The 19,754-nt window shown below is 29.3% G+C and carries 20 protein-coding genes; 9 read left to right on the top strand and 11 right to left on the bottom strand.

Annotated features, from left to right (window positions below; all coding sequences use genetic code 11):
- Positions 1-38: 38 nt before the first annotated feature.
- The 5 genes from K0R77_RS10805 to K0R77_RS10825 are packed head-to-tail and all read right to left on the bottom strand — an operon-like array spanning position 39 to position 5,537.
- Positions 39-1,814 carry a hypothetical protein gene (locus K0R77_RS10805; protein WP_300352120.1) on the bottom strand — a complete coding sequence of 592 codons (1,776 nt, stop codon included), beginning with the start codon at positions 1,812-1,814 and terminating at the stop codon, positions 39-41.
- Complete coding sequence (locus K0R77_RS10810) at positions 1,814-3,352, bottom strand: AAA family ATPase (protein WP_300352121.1); 1,539 nt, start codon at positions 3,350-3,352, stop codon at positions 1,814-1,816. The genes K0R77_RS10805 and K0R77_RS10810 overlap by 1 nt, the downstream gene beginning before the upstream one ends.
- A 3-nt stretch (positions 3,353-3,355) precedes the next feature.
- Entirely contained in the window at positions 3,356-4,057 is a 702-nt protein-coding gene (locus K0R77_RS10815; protein ID WP_300352123.1) for a hypothetical protein, read from the bottom strand.
- A gap of 9 nt (positions 4,058-4,066) precedes the next feature.
- Positions 4,067-5,308: a DNA cytosine methyltransferase gene (locus K0R77_RS10820; RefSeq protein WP_300352125.1), complete on the bottom strand. Its 1,242-nt coding sequence runs from the start codon at positions 5,306-5,308 to the stop codon at positions 4,067-4,069.
- Entirely contained in the window at positions 5,295-5,537 is a 243-nt protein-coding gene (locus K0R77_RS10825; protein ID WP_300352127.1) for a helix-turn-helix transcriptional regulator, read from the bottom strand. The genes K0R77_RS10820 and K0R77_RS10825 overlap by 14 nt, the downstream gene beginning before the upstream one ends.
- A 293-nt stretch (positions 5,538-5,830) precedes the next feature.
- On the opposite strand from K0R77_RS10825, the gene K0R77_RS10830 reads away from it, so the two are divergent.
- Positions 5,831-6,253, top strand: coding sequence for a very short patch repair endonuclease (locus tag K0R77_RS10830; RefSeq protein ID WP_300352129.1), 423 nt, complete (start codon positions 5,831-5,833; stop codon positions 6,251-6,253).
- A 355-nt stretch (positions 6,254-6,608) separates the two neighbouring features.
- Here the strand turns inward: K0R77_RS10830 and K0R77_RS10835 are convergent, their stop codons facing one another.
- Together K0R77_RS10835 and K0R77_RS10840 are read right to left on the bottom strand one after the other, a co-directional pair.
- The gene (locus tag K0R77_RS10835) at positions 6,609-7,091 is read right to left on the bottom strand and encodes a recombinase family protein (RefSeq protein WP_300352131.1); all 483 of its coding nucleotides are present in this window, start codon (positions 7,089-7,091) and stop codon (positions 6,609-6,611) included.
- Positions 7,092-7,149: 58 nt separating this feature from the next.
- A complete protein-coding gene (locus K0R77_RS10840; RefSeq protein ID WP_300352133.1) occupies positions 7,150-7,692 on the bottom strand; it encodes an antirestriction protein ArdA in 543 nt (180 codons plus the stop codon).
- Positions 7,693-8,074: 382 nt separating this feature from the next.
- Here K0R77_RS10840 and K0R77_RS10845 point away from each other — a divergent pair, with 382 nt between their 5' ends.
- From K0R77_RS10845 to K0R77_RS10880, 8 genes are all read left to right on the top strand, one after another.
- Positions 8,075-9,328, top strand: coding sequence for a hypothetical protein (locus K0R77_RS10845; RefSeq protein ID WP_300352135.1), 1,254 nt, complete (start codon positions 8,075-8,077; stop codon positions 9,326-9,328).
- A gap of 2 nt (positions 9,329-9,330) precedes the next feature.
- Entirely contained in the window at positions 9,331-10,377 is a 1,047-nt protein-coding gene (locus K0R77_RS10850) for a hypothetical protein (RefSeq protein WP_300352137.1), read from the top strand.
- 236 nt (positions 10,378-10,613) lie between these two features.
- Complete coding sequence (locus K0R77_RS10855) at positions 10,614-11,702, top strand: hypothetical protein (protein ID WP_300352139.1); 1,089 nt, start codon at positions 10,614-10,616, stop codon at positions 11,700-11,702.
- Positions 11,703-11,719: 17 nt separating this feature from the next.
- Complete coding sequence (locus tag K0R77_RS10860) at positions 11,720-12,067, top strand: hypothetical protein (protein WP_300352141.1); 348 nt, start codon at positions 11,720-11,722, stop codon at positions 12,065-12,067.
- A 469-nt stretch (positions 12,068-12,536) separates the two neighbouring features.
- Positions 12,537-12,896 (top strand): hypothetical protein, encoded by a 360-nt coding sequence (locus K0R77_RS10865; protein WP_300352143.1) that lies wholly within the window; start codon positions 12,537-12,539, stop codon positions 12,894-12,896.
- Positions 12,896-13,474 carry an ABC-three component system protein gene (locus tag K0R77_RS10870; protein WP_300352145.1) on the top strand — a complete coding sequence of 193 codons (579 nt, stop codon included), beginning with the start codon at positions 12,896-12,898 and terminating at the stop codon, positions 13,472-13,474. Before K0R77_RS10865 ends, K0R77_RS10870 begins: the two co-directional genes overlap by 1 nt.
- Positions 13,461-13,979: an ABC-three component system middle component 5 gene (locus K0R77_RS10875; protein ID WP_300352147.1), complete on the top strand. Its 519-nt coding sequence runs from the start codon at positions 13,461-13,463 to the stop codon at positions 13,977-13,979. Before K0R77_RS10870 ends, K0R77_RS10875 begins: the two co-directional genes overlap by 14 nt.
- A complete protein-coding gene (locus tag K0R77_RS10880; RefSeq protein WP_300352148.1) occupies positions 13,969-15,894 on the top strand; it encodes a hypothetical protein in 1,926 nt (641 codons plus the stop codon). The genes K0R77_RS10875 and K0R77_RS10880 overlap by 11 nt, the downstream gene beginning before the upstream one ends.
- Before the next feature lie 33 nt (positions 15,895-15,927).
- On the opposite strand, the gene K0R77_RS10885 is transcribed toward K0R77_RS10880, so the two are convergent.
- The 4 genes from K0R77_RS10885 to K0R77_RS10900 form a co-directional block, all read right to left on the bottom strand.
- Entirely contained in the window at positions 15,928-17,154 is a 1,227-nt protein-coding gene (locus K0R77_RS10885; RefSeq protein ID WP_300352149.1) for a BT4734/BF3469 family protein, read from the bottom strand.
- Positions 17,155-17,234: 80 nt separating this feature from the next.
- Positions 17,235-17,582 carry a hypothetical protein gene (locus K0R77_RS10890; protein WP_300352151.1) on the bottom strand — a complete coding sequence of 116 codons (348 nt, stop codon included), beginning with the start codon at positions 17,580-17,582 and terminating at the stop codon, positions 17,235-17,237.
- A gap of 170 nt (positions 17,583-17,752) precedes the next feature.
- Positions 17,753-18,034, bottom strand: coding sequence for a helix-turn-helix domain-containing protein (locus K0R77_RS10895; RefSeq protein WP_300352153.1), 282 nt, complete (start codon positions 18,032-18,034; stop codon positions 17,753-17,755).
- Positions 18,035-18,282: 248 nt separating this feature from the next.
- On the bottom strand, positions 18,283-19,578 hold the full coding sequence (locus K0R77_RS10900) for a phage integrase SAM-like domain-containing protein (RefSeq protein ID WP_300352155.1): 1,296 nt from the start codon (positions 19,576-19,578) through the stop codon (positions 18,283-18,285).
- Between the last annotated feature and the right edge of the window lie 176 nt (positions 19,579-19,754).

The raw sequence follows: 19,754 nt of genomic DNA on the forward strand, positions 1-19,754 counted from the left end.
ACAAGATATTAAACATTGCAATCTCTAGATTCTTCATATTAAAACTCAAAATCTTTTATAATATGTATCGGCAAACCTTCACTCATATAGAAAAATTCTTTACGTCTTGTCAAGGAATTATTTCTTACAATAAATTTTTCTAATAAATTTTTATCGTCTAATTTACCTTCTATACGTGGATTCATAGCTAAAATTAATCTAGTAGAGCTAGATAACGTGCGAATGATTCTACCAATTAAATATCTAAATTCAGTATCAACAAACTGTTTTAAATCACCCTCGTTTTCAAAAATAAATTCATAAAAATCGAAACCACTATGGTTTTTAAAATATGATATAAAATGTCTCTTAAATTCAGTCTTAAAATAATTTCTTAATTCAATTATGTTAGAGGATGAGAAGTTAGTATAAGCATTTAAAACAAATAAGAAGTTTATTTCATAATAATTAATAAATAATGTATCTCTATCAAACAATCGTTCTTTAAAATGTGCATTTTTTTCCGTCCCTTTGTTAATGTTTTGAGCAAGCCCATGAGTATCGAAATCATTAATATCTTTGATAATACCTTGAATAAAAAAATTTGGAGAAATACTGTATCCTTCAGTAAGCTCGTCTCTATATCGAATATTTTTATTAATTAATGAAGGGATTTTAGCATTTTCGTGTAATAAATCAATATTGTATTGAATCACATTTTTAGCGTATGTAAATTGTTTGTAGACTGAATTTTCACTAATACTGCTATTATGTTTATAATATTTGGAATCACCAATGTAGAAAACACTTTCATCATTGTCAAAAAGACTGTCAAACTCAAATAAGTGATCTAATACTTTACCATCTTGATTATTCTTTAAAATGCTTAATGAAACACCATTTGACGTTTTTCTATCTGAAAATGAATCCGATAGCATCTTATCTATCATATCTTCAAAAACATTATGATATTGCTTTACAACTATAAAGTCATTGTTTTTGTCTCTAGCATTACCTACAGATGTTTTCTCAAAAAACAAAACTAATAAATTGTAAATTGCTTTAAGCTTATCTGAGTAGTAGTTATCTCGAACTTTTTTAATTTTATACAAACCATTTTCCAATAGATTTTTAAAACGTTCGCCTTTTATTAATGTATATGGAGAATCAATAGTAATATCAATCTTATATTCGTGTTTTAAATGATTTAGTACAGAATAAAAATAAGTCATCAATATTTCGTCATTATTAACCTTTTTCGCTTTTGTATTTAGATTATTATAAATTGGTATATTATCAATGAATATAGGTTGCTGCTGTTTTATAGTTTTGCTCCAACTAACTTTTTTATATTTATCTGATTTTTGTTCTTTTATATGAAAAATGAAAAATTCTTTATTTTTTTTGTAAAAATTCAATAAAGTTAAAACTAGATCCAAAAAAGTAAATTCATTGTTTTCAAGATTTGTACTCAACTGCAGAGTTTCGCCAAGCTCTACGATTCTGTTATTAACCCTATTCTTATATTCAGCAAGAGATTTATAGAAAAGAATAAGAAATTTTCGAAACCAATTTAGTAAAGTAATATTTCTCTCCAATAGCTCGTCAATATTATCATAAAAAAGAGTATGGTAATGAATGCCAGTGTTTAAGAAGAAATCATTTTCTGTAATAAAAAGTTTAGGCAAGAAATAATATAGCTTATTATCATTAGAATGATAATAGCCCACTACATCAATATACCCAAAATTCCCGATTTGATGATAGAATTTATCTCCAAAACATTTTTTTAGATTCTCGATATCATATTTACCCCCTTCAAATAAAATTTTCATTAGTTACTATCTAACTCTTGGGATGCAATTTCACTTTCTATTTCTGTATTACCAGTTTCCTGATTATCTACATTTCTTTCAGGTTCATTTTGAACTTTAGATATTTTTAAAACTCTTTCAAATAAATGAATTAAAAGATTATTTTGTTCATCTTTATTGTAGAAGTCGTTGAACGAAATATCTTTATCCTTAGAACCATCCTCTCTTTTTTTTACAAAAATATTGTCTTGATGATATACTTCATCTTTAAAAATATCATTCCATAAGTAAAATAGCACTTTATTTATGAATATATCTTTTTCAATAATTTTTTTAGTTTTTTCAGCATTGATGAACCAATTCCCCAACTGTTTATCCTCTGATTTGGTCACGCTATAAATACTTATATTCACTTTCTCTAAAAATTCTAACCAAGAATACTGATGATTACTATGAATTTCAATTGTAAAATTCGAATTTTGACATTTGGTATTGATAGGGATGTATTCCCAATCCCATCTTCGCTTGAAAGCTGAATCCATCGGATAAAGTGATTGGTCAGAAGTATTCATTGATGCTAAAACTGATAAATTATCGGGCATTTGTAATTTGCCATCAAATAATAGTTTAATATCCTCTGTTCCTTCTTTTTTATTTTTGTTTATTTCCTTCTCTTTTTCAATTAGGTAATTTCTTAATTCAGAAGAGGGCTCAATATTGTATTCAGGATTACGATCTAATAATTGAAAAATATCTCCAAAAATTTCAGCACAATTTCCTCTATTTATTTCCTCAATGACTAAGAAATAGTTTTCGTTATTGAAATTCTCCCAAGATTTAACATATAAATCTGTAAAAACCTGCGAAACAAATTTATATTTTATATTGCCATCGTCTTTATCTGTAAATGGTCTATATCCTCCAACGAATGATGCATAGTCATAATCTGGATGGAAGGTTACCCTTGAATAATTAGAAGCGGGAACATTATTGGATTTTAGGAACTCTTTTATTGCATAAGATTTACCTGTACCAGGGGGACCGAAATAGATTTTGTTTTGCGGCTGAAATTTGCTATCTTTTTTTTCTTCAGAAATAGATGAGAGAATAGGATCTGTAGAGTCTTCTCCATCGGAAGTGGATACTGCTGATTCCAATAGTAAAACTTCATGATTTTTATTTCCTATTAAGCTTACTATAAAATCATGTTTTGGCAAACTACTAGGAATAAATTCAAATTCATATTTATTATCATTTATTTTTCTAAACAATACTTTATCATCTATTACAGCATTTAGTTTATCTATTAGAAATCTTTTTAATTCTCCATCAATTCTAGATTCAGTTCCAGCAGCGTATAATCGGGTAGTAATATTTGTGTTATTAAAAATATAAAACTGACTTTCAGTATTGCTTTCTTTATAGATAAAAACTAGATTTCTATCAGGATCATCATCTTGATAAGAAAAATTAAAAAATTGGTTTGAAACTTCTTTAGGAAATGCTATTTGTTTACCATCTCTTAAATCTTGTCTAAAAATATTTCTAATATATATCATAGCTTAAAATTTTGACCATTGAGCAGCAATTGCTTTCGCAAAGCCCTCAAATGTTTTACTACGTAATGTTCTTCTCTGTTCTGTTGAAATCTTTGTGTTGAACGAATCAGAATACCATTTGGGAAGTGAGCGACCACTCGATAATACAACCCGTTCTCCTTTACCTACTATATTTGTTGATTCCAACGGTGGTAGATTTTTAAGCCACAAACAAGTAGTTTTTGAAGCTTCATCACCAAACATCCAGGGATGAACAGTTTGATCGGGTTTTCTGTATCTTGTACTTACTATGCCAACTGGATTTTCAACAGCTATCATGTCAATTGGCGCTTCTAACAACTTTATAAAAAAATCCAAAGCATCTTCTCTGTCTGATGCCCTATTTGGGAACCTGGGATGCGGTCTTCTTTGTTCTACAGGTAAATCCTTATCATCTGGATGATAAAACCATCTGGCGCCACTTACGGACAGGTATGTGCAAGGAGGATGTGCTATCATCAAATCCCATTTTTTCACTTTGACTTTGTCACAATTTTCGGTTATACCACCTTTCGAATTTATAATTTTAAAAACATCTTCTTTGAAGTGCCATTCAGGATGACCACCACTTGAAGGTAAAATATCACAACTGAATGCATTTATTCCTAATTTTCTAAATTCCTTACATACTGCTTGACTTTCTTCACAAGCTATTAAAACATTCATACTTTAAATTTAAGATTTTTCATCAAGAATTTCACTAATTGATGTTGCAATTATTTTTGCAAAATTTACGGGAACGGCGTTCCCTATCATTTTATAACATTTCGCAGTACTACCAATAAATTTAAAATCGTCTGGAAAAGTCATTAATCTTGCAGCCTCTCTAACTGTTATGCTTCTAGCTTGCTCAGCATCTGGATGGATAAACATTAATCCATCTTTTTCAAGATGAGCAACAACTGTCTGTGATTGTTTTTTCCACTCTAAATTTTTATATTTACTATATAAGGTGGACTTATTAGTCTTCTGGTAGTAATATTCGATCTTTTGATGTTGTGAATAGTTATTCATATTATTCCCAACCCATTCTCGAAAAATTTCTATGTCTCTTGAGTTATGAAATCTTGGTATATGGTTCGGTATAACACTATTATCATACGTATGAGAAAAATTTTTACCATCTATTTTCATTGGTTTCTCTAACGGATAAAGTTTAGGTAAATCTCCAATAGCATCGTACACAGTTAATTTATTAGTTATATCTTCTTTAAACCTTATTTTAGAATAAACTTCCTGCAATTTTATTTTAGAATCACTGGGTAATCCTACTAAAATCACTCTTTTTCTATTCTGTGGAACCTTAAAATTAGATGTATCAAAAACAGCTTGTGACAATTTCTCGGGTTCTAAAATATTATATCCAATATCTCTAAAAGCTTGATAAATTCTTTCTGTAATTTTAACTCCACCAGGTTTAGCACTAAGCATTCCTGGAACATTTTCAAAAACAAATATTTTTGGCTTATAATGATTTACAATTTTAACGAAAGATTCAAATAAATAGTTTCTGTAATCATTATCCATTGAATTTTTATCCGTTGCTCTGCCATGAATAGAATAAGCTTGGCATGGCGGACCTCCAATTATCAAATCAACTTTTTCGTCACCTACAATACCATCCATACCTTTAAAAGATAATTTGACATCATTGGTACTTGAATAACTGTCAAAGGATTCTTTACTCCAATTGCCATTTAATAACTCTTCTGTTTTTTGAAGATCAAAATGAATTACTTTTTTGTAACTATCATTCATAGAATGCTTCCACTTCTCAACGAGACGATGTCGTAATGTACTAATCATTGGCAATTCCCATTCGACGTGAGATAATGCATTAAATTTATTTGTTTGTAAAAATCCTTCGCTTAACCCTCCACAACCTGCAAATAAATCAATAAAATTATATTTCTTCATTAAATCTCTCTTCTAAAATAATACTAAAACTCAACGCATTGGCAAACTTCAATATGTAATCATAACTGCAATTGAATTTCCCACTTTCAATCTTAGAAATGGTAGTTCTATTTACTTCCATTATATCTGCCAACTGCTCTTGCTTTAGATTTCTTTTTTCTCTAATTTCTTTCAAACGACAACCTAACTCTCCTCTTCTCTGTAGAAGAAATTCTTCATCTAGTTTCATATAAATTAATTTCAGAATTTACCAATATCTCTAGTGAAACAAAATTCTTTAATTACACTTTTTAATCCAATCTTATTATAGCATGTACAACATTATGATTCTCCTAATGTGATATCTTTTAATGAAGTTGGTTTAAATTTTATTTTCTCCAATAGCATCTATTTAAATGACTTATTTCTTGTGTTTTTATTCACGGATTTTATAATTAGTAAAGATACAATTTCTCTCTAATAGTGCAATATATTGAACTAATATTATTATTTGTCACAGTTTTTGTACAAAATAAAAAGTATATGGACAGACATACTAAAGAACAACGAAGTTTTAATATGAGTAAAATAAGGAGTGTTAATACAACTCCTGAAATTCTGCTTCGCAAAAAACTTTTTGCTAAAGGATTTAGATATCGTTTAAATGTTAAAACTCTACCAGGTAAACCTGATATAGTTTTAAAAAAATACAAGACTATTATTTTCGTTAATGGATGCTTTTGGCACGGACATAATAACTGCAAATATTATGTTATTCCTAAAACTAGAACTGATTTTTGGATTAGTAAAATAAATAGAAATATTGAAAGAGATATAATTAATAATGAAAAACTGATAACAGCAGGTTGGAAAGTAATAACAGTATGGGAATGCAAACTAAAAAAAGATAAACTAGAGGATACACTAGAAAAGCTAATTGAATGTATAATTAGTACAGAGAGATAAGTTTGATCTCCGATCTATTAATTTTAATCGATATTTAAATATTTAAGAAAATTGAAAACTTCTGAGCAGATATTATCTTATGAAAAATACACAACAAGCATCAAATTTTTCATCAGAATAAAAGTACTATTTTAAACATATAGAATAATAAGGAGATTACCATTTCCAAATGTTAAAAACATTTGTTTTGACGTTGTTTCTTATCTGTCACTATTGAAAAATATAACTTTGTTGAGTGCTTCACCCTTCTCATATCACATGTAGTTTTTCACTTTTTGAACAGTTCCAATACTCACAGAACAAATTTTGGCAGTATCTCTTATCGAGTTTCCCTTTTTAAGACTTTTTATTACTCCTATATACTTGGATAGAAAATCTTCAACACTCTCCAACCTTTCTCACGTCCTTTATAGATTCCTTTCGCTTTCGCAATTGCGATACCCTCACGTTGACGCTCTAAAATAGTTTCCCTCTCCATTTCGGCAATATTAGCCATAACAGAAATAATAAGTTTGAACGCCTGATTTTCTTTACCATTTATAAGACTTTCTAATCCCAGATTCTCTACTTTGGTTATAACGCCCTTTTCTTTGAAAAATTCCAAAGTTGTAAGAATGTCATAAAGATTACGTCCTAACCTATCAATCGAACTTACAGAAATGTAATTTATTTCATTCTTCTCTATTGCTTTTATAAGTTCCTTTCCCTGTTCCCTGTTCTTAAATGGTACAGAACCGCTAACAATATCAATGTACACTTTTTCATCTTTCGATTGTTTTTCTTCCTGTCTTGCTATGTTTTGCGCTCCTGTACTGATTCTAATATATCTTGCCTTCATGCCGAAAATTGTTAAAAAGCACCCTGCAATAAGCAAGGTGCAAAGATTGTTATGTTAATTAATTTCTGAAATAATATCCATTTGAACTCATATAATCATACATCAAGTTTCTTGCAGTAGTTTGCCAATCAATATAAATATATGAAGGAAGATTTTCGGGAATTGAACCATCTTGTTCTAAAGTAGTCTGTGCAAAATCTTCGTCCGAATCAAATTCTCCGTAATAAGAATCTGAAAGGCTCTCTAATAATTGCTCTATGTCCTTATGGTAGTAACTCATACAGTCTGCATAGGCTTCTATGACCTCAAAATCAAAATCAGAATTGTCGATTTGTTCGGCTATTTCATAAATGTCTGACGATAGATGGCATTCACTAATTAGCTTTTGTTTGATAAAAAACTCAGAGCATTCGTAATCCTGAAACATAAATTCTAGGTCGTCTTCATCTTGGTGAAGTTCTCGCATAGCTTGCAAAAGCTCGTCATAATTTGAATAGTCTGATAATTGAAGCCAAGCTCCGTAGATGCTTCCAGAACAATACTTGCTGTACGTTCCGATGTAGACACTAAAAGTATCTAAACATTTTTTTACCTTTGTCATTGTAAGTAAATTTTAATTAGCGTTAAGATTATTTTACGTACCCCATTCAATAGTCTCAATATTGATGGGGTTTTTTGTTGCTTTAAGATTACTGGAACCGTGCCAAACGTTCTAAATTTAGCATACTTTTAAATGAAACAGCTAAAATATTTTGAATGCGTTTGAAATGTTTTGAAATCCGTTCTAAATCTGGATTGTAGTCTAAAAATATTGAGAAAAGTTCACAGGTTTTAAGATGTTGCGAAAACTTTTAACCGAGTTTTCAGAGGTGGGGGGTACTATCGAAAACTTGCCCTAGGAGGGGGTGTCTTTGCTTAGATACCTACTCTATCTTTATATATTGTATATTTGAAAAAACTAACCATAAAAACAAATTAATAACATGAACAAGAAAACTAAGGGAGCATGGCTAATAAACCATACTAAAAAATTGATTGATATCACAGGTGCATATGATTTTGAAGATGTGGAATTAGCAGGAAAGAGTGGTCTTTTCTTATCAAATTTATCTGCTTCTGATATGGAAAGTGAAATTTCTAATGACAAAGTAAATGCAATTGCCAAAGTTTCGAATGTAAAGAAAACTGAAATTGACACGATTAAAAAAGTGCTTGAAAGAGGTAATTATATTGATGTTGCCAAAGATGGCTCTATATCAGTTTTAGGGGTAACGACAGCAGCAGTACTCTCACATACTTCAGATATTTTTGATAATACATCACCCACTAATCTACAGAGAGCGCTAATAGATTTATCAGAACATGTTTCGGAACAACCTAAAAACGATAAAACGTTAAGAGAATATATATCTGATAACTATAGCCTGTCCTCTAATGACACTAACAATCTTTTTAGCCAAGTTGACGAAATAGGATTTATCGACCATGAGAATTTACAGGAAGAAAAACTTTATTTTAATGGAAATTTATTTAAACGTGATGACATTCAAAAAACCCAAATTGTTTTAAGTAGCTTAAAAAGAGAAGATATTGCAAACATATCTGAGGTAGACGAACTGTTGTCAACAACTGGTTGTTTATCAAAGATAAAAGTTGAACAAATTTTAGGTGATACACTAATGTCTAAATTACAATCAATAGGATTTTATGACTTAAATGAAGTTAGTAATGCTTCAGAAACGCAAACATTTGTAACCAAACCGTCAGCTTTTGCTAAATTTGGTAATCCGTTCGAAGAAGATGCATTAGATTTAGCAAAAGCTTTTGTGTCATCTTTGTATTATGGAATGAACTTCAGTTCTTATGGTAGAGGGAAAATAACAATGCTTCAAGCACTTATAAAAAAATTAGTACGAGGTTTTGAAGTAGGACCAGCAACAGCCATTGGTGAAGATTATAAAATTTTAGAATTAAAGAGAGTTATTGAGTTAAGGTCACATTCATCTTCTAGTAATATGTATTATATGACCTTGCTTAAAAAAGATATTGGAGAATTAGCACTTAAAGTATTGGAGTTTGGAGATGCAGCAGAGGATACCTTGCTTAAAACGGACATTTATTCGGGTAATGTTACAAATTACATTGGTCCAGAGGAAAAACGAACTTTGCATAGAAAAAAACAAACTGGACTTGAAAAGAAAAATGTGCAAGATATTTTAAGAACTTTTAGAAAATAATTATGGAGAATAAAATTTCAAAAGGGGAATTGCTTGAAGAATTATTAAGAAATTATTTTCTTAATTTGGGATATTTCGTCTCTAGAGGAATTAAATATAGATACGAGAACAATGATATCACAGATGTAGATTTATTTCTCTACGACAGGTCATCAACTCTTAGTAGAGAACGAATAAATGTTGATATTAAAAACAAAAAGACACCTCAAGCGTTTGAAAGAATTTTATGGGTAAATGGTCTAAAAAAATTATTAGGTTTTGACAAATGTATTGTTGCAACGACAGACAACAAACCTATTGTTCAAAAATTTGGTTTATTACACGAAACAATTGTTCTTGATGGGAATTTCATTTCAAAGTTGAAAAACAATGGCTTAATTGATAGACTTACCGAAGAGGAATTTTCAATTAGATTAGCGAAAAATAAAAGCTATAAAAAATTTCCAAATAAGGATTGGAGGTTTTTATACGAAAATTCAAAGTCGAAACTTTTGAATGAATTAGATTATTCAGGATTTAATTCAAATCTTTTCATGTTACAATATCTATTTGAAACAATTATAACTGATGTGCAAAAAAAAGAAGATGCAACGAGGTTTGCCTATATTATAATTTCGCATTTACTCATTATGATGGATTTTATCCTTAAAGATATAACGTTCCTAGAAACAAATAAAAAAAATGAACATTTAAGAGATGGCTTAAATTATGGAAATTTAGGAAAAGATGGGGTCGATGAAATAATTAATATTGCAGTAGCTCTTTCTGGGAAAAGTCGAAACTATTACAATGACAGTCTTAACTCATCACAATATGCAATTCTGAGTGAATTTTTCTCGAAGAATGAAATATTGAAGGGAGTTTTTAATTGGGCAAAAAGTTTTGAACAGATAGCATTTAAAATTGATTTTATTGCTCCTAACAATTTAGATTCTATTATGAAAGCGATAATATCAGTTTTCTTAGATTATTTCAGTATTGACAGAACACAATTTTTTAGTCCATCTTATCAAGTGCAAGGAAAATTACCTTTACAAGATAAAGATTAGGAACAAAATTTGTAGTTTTGCGCAAGACATTAACGAAAAATAAATAAGTGTAGACTTATTTGCTTTGTATAGGAAAATTTGGCGATTTTAAAAATACATCACAAAAGCAAAAAGTTGAACACCGCACGACTGTGTGGGCGTTCTGCTTTTGTGTTTGTGGGTTACGCCAAATACCTCCTATACGAAGTGTGAATTGCTCACACTTTTTTTATTGCCTAAAATCAAACTAGCATCATATGAACAAGATTGCCAAAATTTTAGTCAGTGTAGGAGCTATATTTATTACCTCATTAATAATAGCTGCTATTTCAAATACAAATTCTAATAATAGACCTGGAGTTTTAGGGGTCATTATTGTATTAGGATTATTAGCAGCTTTAACTGTTATTTGGAAAAAAGACCACTCAACAAATGACAACGTTGAAAAAAAAGTTAATAAAAGCATTATTGGTTTTAAAGATTACTATAATATTTTAGACATTTCAAGCAGTTCGAATCTAAAAGAAATTGAATTTGCTTACAGTAAGTTGTTAAAGTTGAATAATAATAAAGTTATTGATGAAATTCACGAAGCTCATGAAATTTTAAAAGATTCACAGTTAAGGTCAAGATATGATGCCGAATATTTCAGATATCATCTGTTGACCAACCCAAAGAATAACTACAACAATATTAAACCTGCGGATTTTAGTTATAATGACGAATCTTTGACCGCCTTCATCAAAAAAATTAGAAACAAATCAGTACATATACAAAAAGCAGATAAAACAACAATCGTTGATGCAGGAAAATCTGCAGCATTTACAATATTACAGTATTTTCTCATCTGTCTATTTGTTGGAGGAATAATTATTTTATTTGTGAGAGGATGTAATAACAATCATACATCTGCCGAAGCAAATACTATTTATGATACCATTGATTCTACTTCGATTCCCAAAGAAAGAAATTTTATAGTTGACACAACTTCATCGATTGAGAATATTAAGAGTGATTCATCTACTTACTCATCACCGATTACTGAAAATAAAAGTTACTACGGTATTGCTATATTCTATTTAAAATCAAAGCAATCAAAAAGTGTTTACATAGTAGACAAATACTACGAACAGTATGACTATACAAAAACTGCAAGTGAAATTTTTGAACTCACCGATATATCGGAAGATGAAAAATACAAAAAATTAGACCAAATTCAAAAGGAGAAATTTCTTGATTCAAATAGCTTTTACAATATCACCAATAGAGAATTAAAGATTTTTGATTCTTATGCAGAAGCGAGTATTGAACGAGAAAAAATACTAAATATCAATCAAAACAATTAACAATAAAAAATGTCATCATGAAGAAATTATTATTTACGCTTGTATTAGCGTTACCAACACTTTATTTTGCACAGGAGAAACAGAAAGCTAAGAAGTGTGATTTGCCTACAAATTATCAAGAACCGAAGCCTGACAAGAAAATCCAATCTTTTTTGAAAAAAGTAGATGCAACTATAAGTGACCTTAGAAAGCATATCGCAGTTGAAAATGACTGTGATGAAAAAGATGTTGTTTTCTTGCGTATGTCTGAGCAGAAGGGGAATGGGTTGTATTCTGTGTGTATTCTCGGAAAAGAAATGAAATATAAACGCATGGGTTCCGTGTTTTCTAAAAATTATGAAAACTCCTTTGATAGCACAAAATGATAATGCTGTTTCAAACACAAACAAATTGTTTTCCAGCATTAAAATTTAAGCAACACACCCTTTGGGATGACGTATCTTCTATTTTGATACTATTAACATACTTTGCTTTGTATGTCGGTTGCGCTTACTTTCTAATGTATGGTTTAAAACTCGTGACTACCAGATTGAAAAAGTATTTCATTCAACAAAAAAGCTAAAAACTCAAAACCTGTGTTAATACGACAGGTTTTGACGTTTTGAAGAGTACTATTACATTAGAAATAAAAATATCAATCCAAATTAAGGAAAACCGTTTTTTGTTAGATAAAAATATTTGTAAACTTGCAAACTAAAGCATTCGAATTATTATTAATAAATTATTTATATTTTAGATGCAACAAAAAGTAATTAATAATTTTGGCTAAAAAGCTTCAGAATTCCTTCATTAACTTTAACGCTTTAGCGGACAATTAAAAACAATAACCTCAAAATGGAACCAATTACATTAATTACAACAGCATTAACTTTAGCTTCTCCATTCCTGCTTAAAACAGGTGAAAGCATAGCAGAAAAAGTTGGCGAAGATCTTTGGGAGGTCATCAAGCGCCCCTTCGGAAAGAAACATATCGAAATTCCAACAAATATTAATTCAGAAGATGAGAAAACTAAACTGATTAATCTAATCGAAGAAGAGCTTTCTAATAATACACAGTATAAAGAAGAACTAACTGTTGCTATTGAAAATGGAAATCAACAGTTAAATTCATATTCTCAACAAAATATCAATAATAACACCGAAGTTCAAAAACAAATTAACATTCAAAGTAATACAGGTAGCATTCAAATGTAATGGGTCAGAATGTAGAAAATAAAGATAGTCCAATCCAGCAACAATTGAATATTTCGTCAAATGAAGGTTCAATTTACTTAATTAGGCAAACACGATTTTCAAAAAGATTCGAAAAGCTTAACAAAGAAGTTGCTACCGATATAAGATATGATGGAATTATGGAATCGTTAAAATATTATCTTACAAGTCGGGATGGAATTGATATGCCTACAAAATTGAAAGATGGAGGTTTTAGAGATAGTGAGATACTTGAAGCTACTAGAAAAAAAGAAAAATACGCAAAAAAGTTAGAGCTAAACAAATTTTTCGAATCCGCACAGTGGATTGACAGCCAATTATTTGGAAAAATAAAAATGGATTTTGAAACCCATATTCTTCCTCTCATCAACAATCAAACCTGTAAAGATGATATTTTAAAAGAAGTTGTTAAAAAAGTTGTTGAACCTGTCTTAGATGTGATTAATATTGAAGGTGAAAATGATGAAGTTCTTAACTATGATGCTGAAGATATTTTTGGAATGATCTATTATTTAACTGGACAATGTCATTTAAATTGGACAAATTATGATAGTATATAATCAAGCTTTTGATCTTTATCATACAATTTTTAGAATTCTTCATTTTCTTAACAAATTTGAAAATGGAACTAAAATAGAAGTAGAAAGAATTAGAATTTGGGATTTCTACTTATTATTCCCGAGCAAAATACACGAGATCAAACTAAAACAAACAGAATCAGACATTAGAAAACTTCGTAAAGAATTTATAAAGGATTCAAATAACCCTTATGAAAAAGTTTATGAGAACAGAAAAGTTTTTGAAAAAATAAAACCTTATCAACTTGCTGCCTTAAACTGTATTGCTTCTTACGGAATAATTGACAAGTCATCTATTAATCAACAAAGAGTGAAAATATTAAATAAAGATATTTTAGCTGAATTTGTTAATAATTTTGATGAGCTTACTCCAAAAGAAAAAAACGTCATCTCGTTGATGACAGGGCATTTCAATCAAATCTCTTTATTTGGTGAAAATGGACTGAAAAGTAGAACAAGTTTAATGGAAAGTAGATATGATGCGTAATAATCTTTTTTTATTAAGACTTTACATTCTGACAGAACTCGGAGAAGTTGCTTATGATGAAAAATTTCATAAAGGAATAAATATCATTCGAGGAGATAACAGTAGTGGAAAATCAACAATAACACATTTTATTTTTTTTGTTTTAGGAGGCGCTTTCGGTGACTTTGTTCCCGAAGCACGTTTATGTTCTTTTGTCATTGCAGAAGTTGAAATGAATAACGTTGTTTTTACTGTAAAACGGGAACTTGTCAAAGATGAAGATGGAAAGATCAATACACAAACTCCAATGTATTTTTATTGGGGAGCAATGGATGAAAGTTTTTCGCCTCTTGAAGGAAAGACTTGGCAAAAATTCGGATACAGAACAACAGATAATGTAAGAAGTTTTTCAAATATATTATTTGACCTTCTTGATTTACCAACCGTTAAGGGGGATAGTAATATAACATTTCATCAAATTCTTAGGCTTTTGTACATTGATCAAGATTCTCCTACGAGTTCTCTATTCTACTATGAACATTTTGACAGTCAACTTACTAGAGAAACAGTATCAGACTTACTGTTGGGGGTATACAGCGAAGAGCTGTATGAAAACAAGAAGCGTTTAATAATTGCAGAAAAAGAATTTGAATCAACTAAAAGCGAGATAAAAGCAACATCTAATTTCTTTACTGATGCTTTATCACTAAACCCAACACATATTGAAACACAAATACAAAATAAGGAGATAGAGATTTCATCAATCCAAGAAGAAATTATTGCAATTCGCACAAAAGAAAAAGAAGCAAACTATAAAGAAGACACAAAATTAGAATTTCAAAAACTAAATGAAGAATCCATAATCCAGAGAAAAATTGTTTCTGAATTGGAAAGTAATATTAATGTATTAAACAACGAAATACAAGATTCTGAATTTTTTGTAGAAACTTTAAACAAAAAAATAAAAGCATTAAAAAATTCTATTAATACAAGAGAATTTTTAGGACATTTACCCTTAGAATATTGTCCAGAATGTTTATCCAAAATTAAGTCGAGCAACGAATCTGCTTGTAAGCTTTGTAAAGAGCCAATAGATGAATCTTTTGGTGTTGTTCAAGCAAGAAGAATGGAAATTGAAATCGGGTTCCAAATAAACGAGTCAACAAAGCTTTTGGAGCTCAATAAAAGAAGCTTATTAGAACTAAAATCAAAATATATCGCTGAAATTGGAAAATTACAAGATTTACAGAAACAAGTTAATGACGCATTGAAAGACGTTAAATCCTTTAGTGAAGAAACGATAGATCAGCTAAACAGTAATAAAGGTTTTATTGAGGGGGAAATATTACAACTTAGAACCATGTTGGAAAATGCAGAATTCTACAATCAGCTTTTACAAAAAAGAGCCCATCTTCAAAATGAAATAAACTTCTTAAAAAAATATATCTTTCAGACTGAAGCCAAGCAAGAAAAGTTGAAAGAAGAAATTACCAATATAGTAAGAGAAGAAGGCGTTTATTTATTAAACAATGATCTTGACAGACAAGATGAATTTAAAAATGCAAGTGATTTCTTTATCGATTATTCAAACAATTTGGTTTTTCTCTCAAATAAATATTCTAAATATTCTGCAAGTTCTAATTTCTATTTAAAGGTATCTGCTAGATTTGCCATATTCTTAGCATCATTGAGAGTGTCTCAGATGCGCTATCCAAGATTTATTTTTGCTGATAATATGGAAGACAAAGGTATTGAAATGAAAAGAGCACAAAATCTTCAACACTTGCTTATTGAGAGGTTGAAGGATTATGATCCATCGAGTTATCAAATGATATACACAACATCTTATATTACGGAGGAATTAGAAAACAGTGATTTAGTTGTAGGTGAATATTACTCTAAATTAAATCCAAGTTTGAAAAATATCCCAAAATAAACATTGTTTTAAATGTAATATAAGTAGGAAAAATTACTCTACTACTTTATTTCTTAAACTATCATTCTTTAATCTTTTGACCTTATTAAGGACACTACGATAGTATTTTTCAACTGTTTTTTTATTTTTACCCGACACTTCTATGAGTGATTTTTGAGTGATTTTCGGATACTTTTCGTGATTCCAATTTAATACAAAGTCTAGTAGCTCATTAAACGTTTTCTTAGACCTATCTTCTCCCAAAACTTTACCATTGATCTTTAGCTTTTGAGAAAAGGTTTTTATTTCATCACCATAAATGATTCTTCTTTCTGCATTATTCCTAGGTTCAATCTTTCCCCTTGAATTATAAATTTTAGTAACCATACTATTTACCTCTGCCATATCAAGAGGAGGATTACAGTACTTATTATTAAAAAGCTGTATATAGTGTTTAAAAGAGGTAAAATTAGCATTGGGATTTATTGAAATAATACAATAAGCATATGCACTTAATCTGCTGTTCCTTAATCCTTGTGGAACAACTGTATGAGGTGTATAACACTTACAATACTCCACTTTTTCTTTTCCGAAATCATAATAACCCTCTTTATTAAATTTAAAATCTTTTTCATCTAAAACGTCAGACAAGTTATTGAATCTAATTTTACCCCCATCATGGTCGTAACCTAAAAATTTAATTTTATTACTACTATAATGGGGGAGTTTTTTAATTGGATATATAATAGTCTTATTAAACTCCAATAAATCAATTTCATTTGCATTCTCGTTGTAATATGCTTCTGTATCAAAACTTATAATGTTCACACGACTACAATCATTACATGATTTATCATAAGGTATACCCAACAAATCAACTATGTATTCGTAGCTAACTTTAAAATTCTCTTTTATTAAGTTTTTTACTTTGACTAATAATCCAAATCCATTACCACCCACACTTTTCCACAATGCCGTAATATATGTTGTATCATAATCAAAGCTTTCTGTTCCATCAATATCAAAATACAAATACCCTGTAGAATTATCCGCATTTTCCGTATTAATATAATTATTTTTGAATTTATAGTTGAAACAAATTGACGGCAACTCAACTTTTATTGCCTGATATTCTTTGTTCTTACATTTTAAGTTGCGTAATTTCATGATTAATGATACTTCTTCTCTTTTATCATCTTTAAGAAATTCAACGAATTCCGCAATAGAATTTATTTGCCCAATAATATTTCTATTTCTCACATTTTTTATAATTGAAAACATATTGAATAATTTTTGTTATGATAATATTTATTTTAAACTATTAAAATTTTTATCCTGTTTAGTATTTATCTTTTTTAATATTAATTATCAAAATACGTTTTACTAAAAAGCTCAATAGTTTCAAGTTTGTTGTATTGTTTCCGTGTCCACTTATCGTACAAAAAACTCCTGAATTCTTTATCAATTAATTGAAAATTGATATTTGAATATGGGTTAATATCGACTTCAGCATAAATTTTATTTCGATTTTCTTCATTTATATAGATATCAGCAACAACATCTAAATTTTTATAAACCCAAATTTTTGTTTTGCTAACCATTGTAAAATTCAGATTACTATTTTGCTTAAATTGATTTTTCGTCACTTCTACTGGATGGCGAAATATACTCTTTTTTATACTTTTTCGCATTTTATATAGTTTTTCCATATATTTAATTTGTTGATTTATAGACTATTAAACAGTTGTTAACTAAAATTTAAACATGACAATACCTTCCATAATTAAAATTATGGACGTACTAATTCATTAATTGCTTAAATTTTATAAGAATTTACTAATCATATAATATTTTATTAGCAAAGATTCTTGTAATGATTTTATTTTTTTTGAATGTTATCAAAGGTAGCTAAGACATCTGCCTTTGAATAATAAACACGACTACCTATTTTTACCTGCTTTAGAACTTCGTTCTTATTCCAATTACAAAGAGTTCCATAGCTAACGTTTAAAAGCTCTTTCACTTCTTGTCGTGTGTAAACAGCTTTTTCAGTTTGTGGTTGTTTTTCAACTTGAAGTTTTTGCAACTCAGTTTTTAACATGCTTCCAAATTCTTTAATTAGTTCTTCTCTTAAAACATGTAACATAGTAATTGTGCTCATAATATTATATTTATTTATTTTTTACAAATTTATAGTTAGACGAAACTTTGATACAACTGATTTTTTATACTTACCAAAATTTCCTCCTAAAAAAAATACCACCCTCTTGAAGGCAGTAATAACAAACTCAAGGTTTCACGAATCTTTCGTAAAACAAAAAGACCTATACATACTATACTGTAGTATGCTTAGGTCTATTTATACAATTACAAATATCATGCCAAATTGTCGAAATTTTCAAAATACTATCAATATCCTAAATTACTAAAAAACTTTGCAGTGGATTTAGCTTTCTCTACCTCTGATTTATTTATGTAGTTAAGTAGCTGTTTTTCGGTCTTATGCCCAGTAAAATTGAGTAAATAAGTCGTAGGAATAATCTCGTAAAAATTTGAAGCAAAACTCTTACGTCCAATATGGGACGTAACCAACTGCCACTTCGGATATTCAGAGAACACTTTACGAGTGATATTCTTACCATCTTTAACGCTAGTTTTTACAACTCCATTGTAAATCATTTCGTTTATCTCAGCTATTTCACAAACTTCCTTTATATATAGGTTAAGTTTTACATCCGAAATTCGTCTAGGAAATTCACCATCTCGCTTATCTAAAATTTCCTGAACCTTTTTTAATAAAGGAATTTTCATTTTAGCCTTTGTTTTCTGTTGAGTAAAATCAATATATTTCTGACCTCCATCATCAACCACAATCATATTTGAAGTAAATCTTAAATAATCACTGACACGTTGCGCACAATTACAAGCAATAATTAACCAGTCTTTAGCATTCTCTAAATATTCATGAGGCATCTCTGTCTGTTCTATTTTAAGCAAGTCTGCTTGGGTAAGATATATCGATTTTGGTAAATCCTTAGTAGCCTTCTCAATTTCAAACTTCCATCCCCATACATGCCTATTAATTTCAATATCAAAAGATTCCGCCACTTTGCAGACCATCTTTACAAACTTTAAATTTCTGTAGGTTGTTGAAATCTTATAATGTTCATCATTACAATATTTTTCAAAATCAACTCTAAAAGAATTATCTAAATCTTTAAATTTTAAAGTTTTGAATGTCTTACGATTATGTCTTCTGCTTTCGATATATCTAATTAGTAAATTCTTTACAACATTAGCCTTCTTGACTGTTGATTCTGATGTATTCTGAGCTCTTTTTAAAGCTATATAATCGTCAATAAAAACAATGATCTCATCAGAGTAAGCCTCTTCAATTTTAAGAGCCTTAACAGGGTCGATAACATTCTCTAACCACTCTTTAATATAATCATCAGGTTTCTCTGCACTAAATTTTGAAAGTATATCACCTTCCAATTTCAAAAGACGAACATTTAATGTATCTAAATCTTCAGCAGACATTTTTTTTGATGGTATTTTACATTTACCATCCTTCCAATCCTTGGGTTTACATCTCAGGTAAGGAACTGGAACTTTCAAATCTATTCCCTTATCTCTAAAGCGTAGCCAAACCGTACAATCTTTATCTTGTACCTTACTGCGTAAATAGTAACTAACTGATGCCATATATAATCAATGTTTTTACGTAATTGTATCCGAAATTGTATCCGAAATTTTTGAATCTATTTGAACTTCATTTTATTTAACTTTGCTAATATACTAATAATAAATGATTTAACACACTACAGATAAACCAACAAAATCAATACAAACACAAAATTGTAGTCCCTCCAACTCCACTT

The sequence above is a fragment of the Chryseobacterium sp. genome (assembly GCF_029240215.1).
Lineage (GTDB): Bacteria > Bacteroidota > Bacteroidia > Flavobacteriales > Weeksellaceae > Chryseobacterium.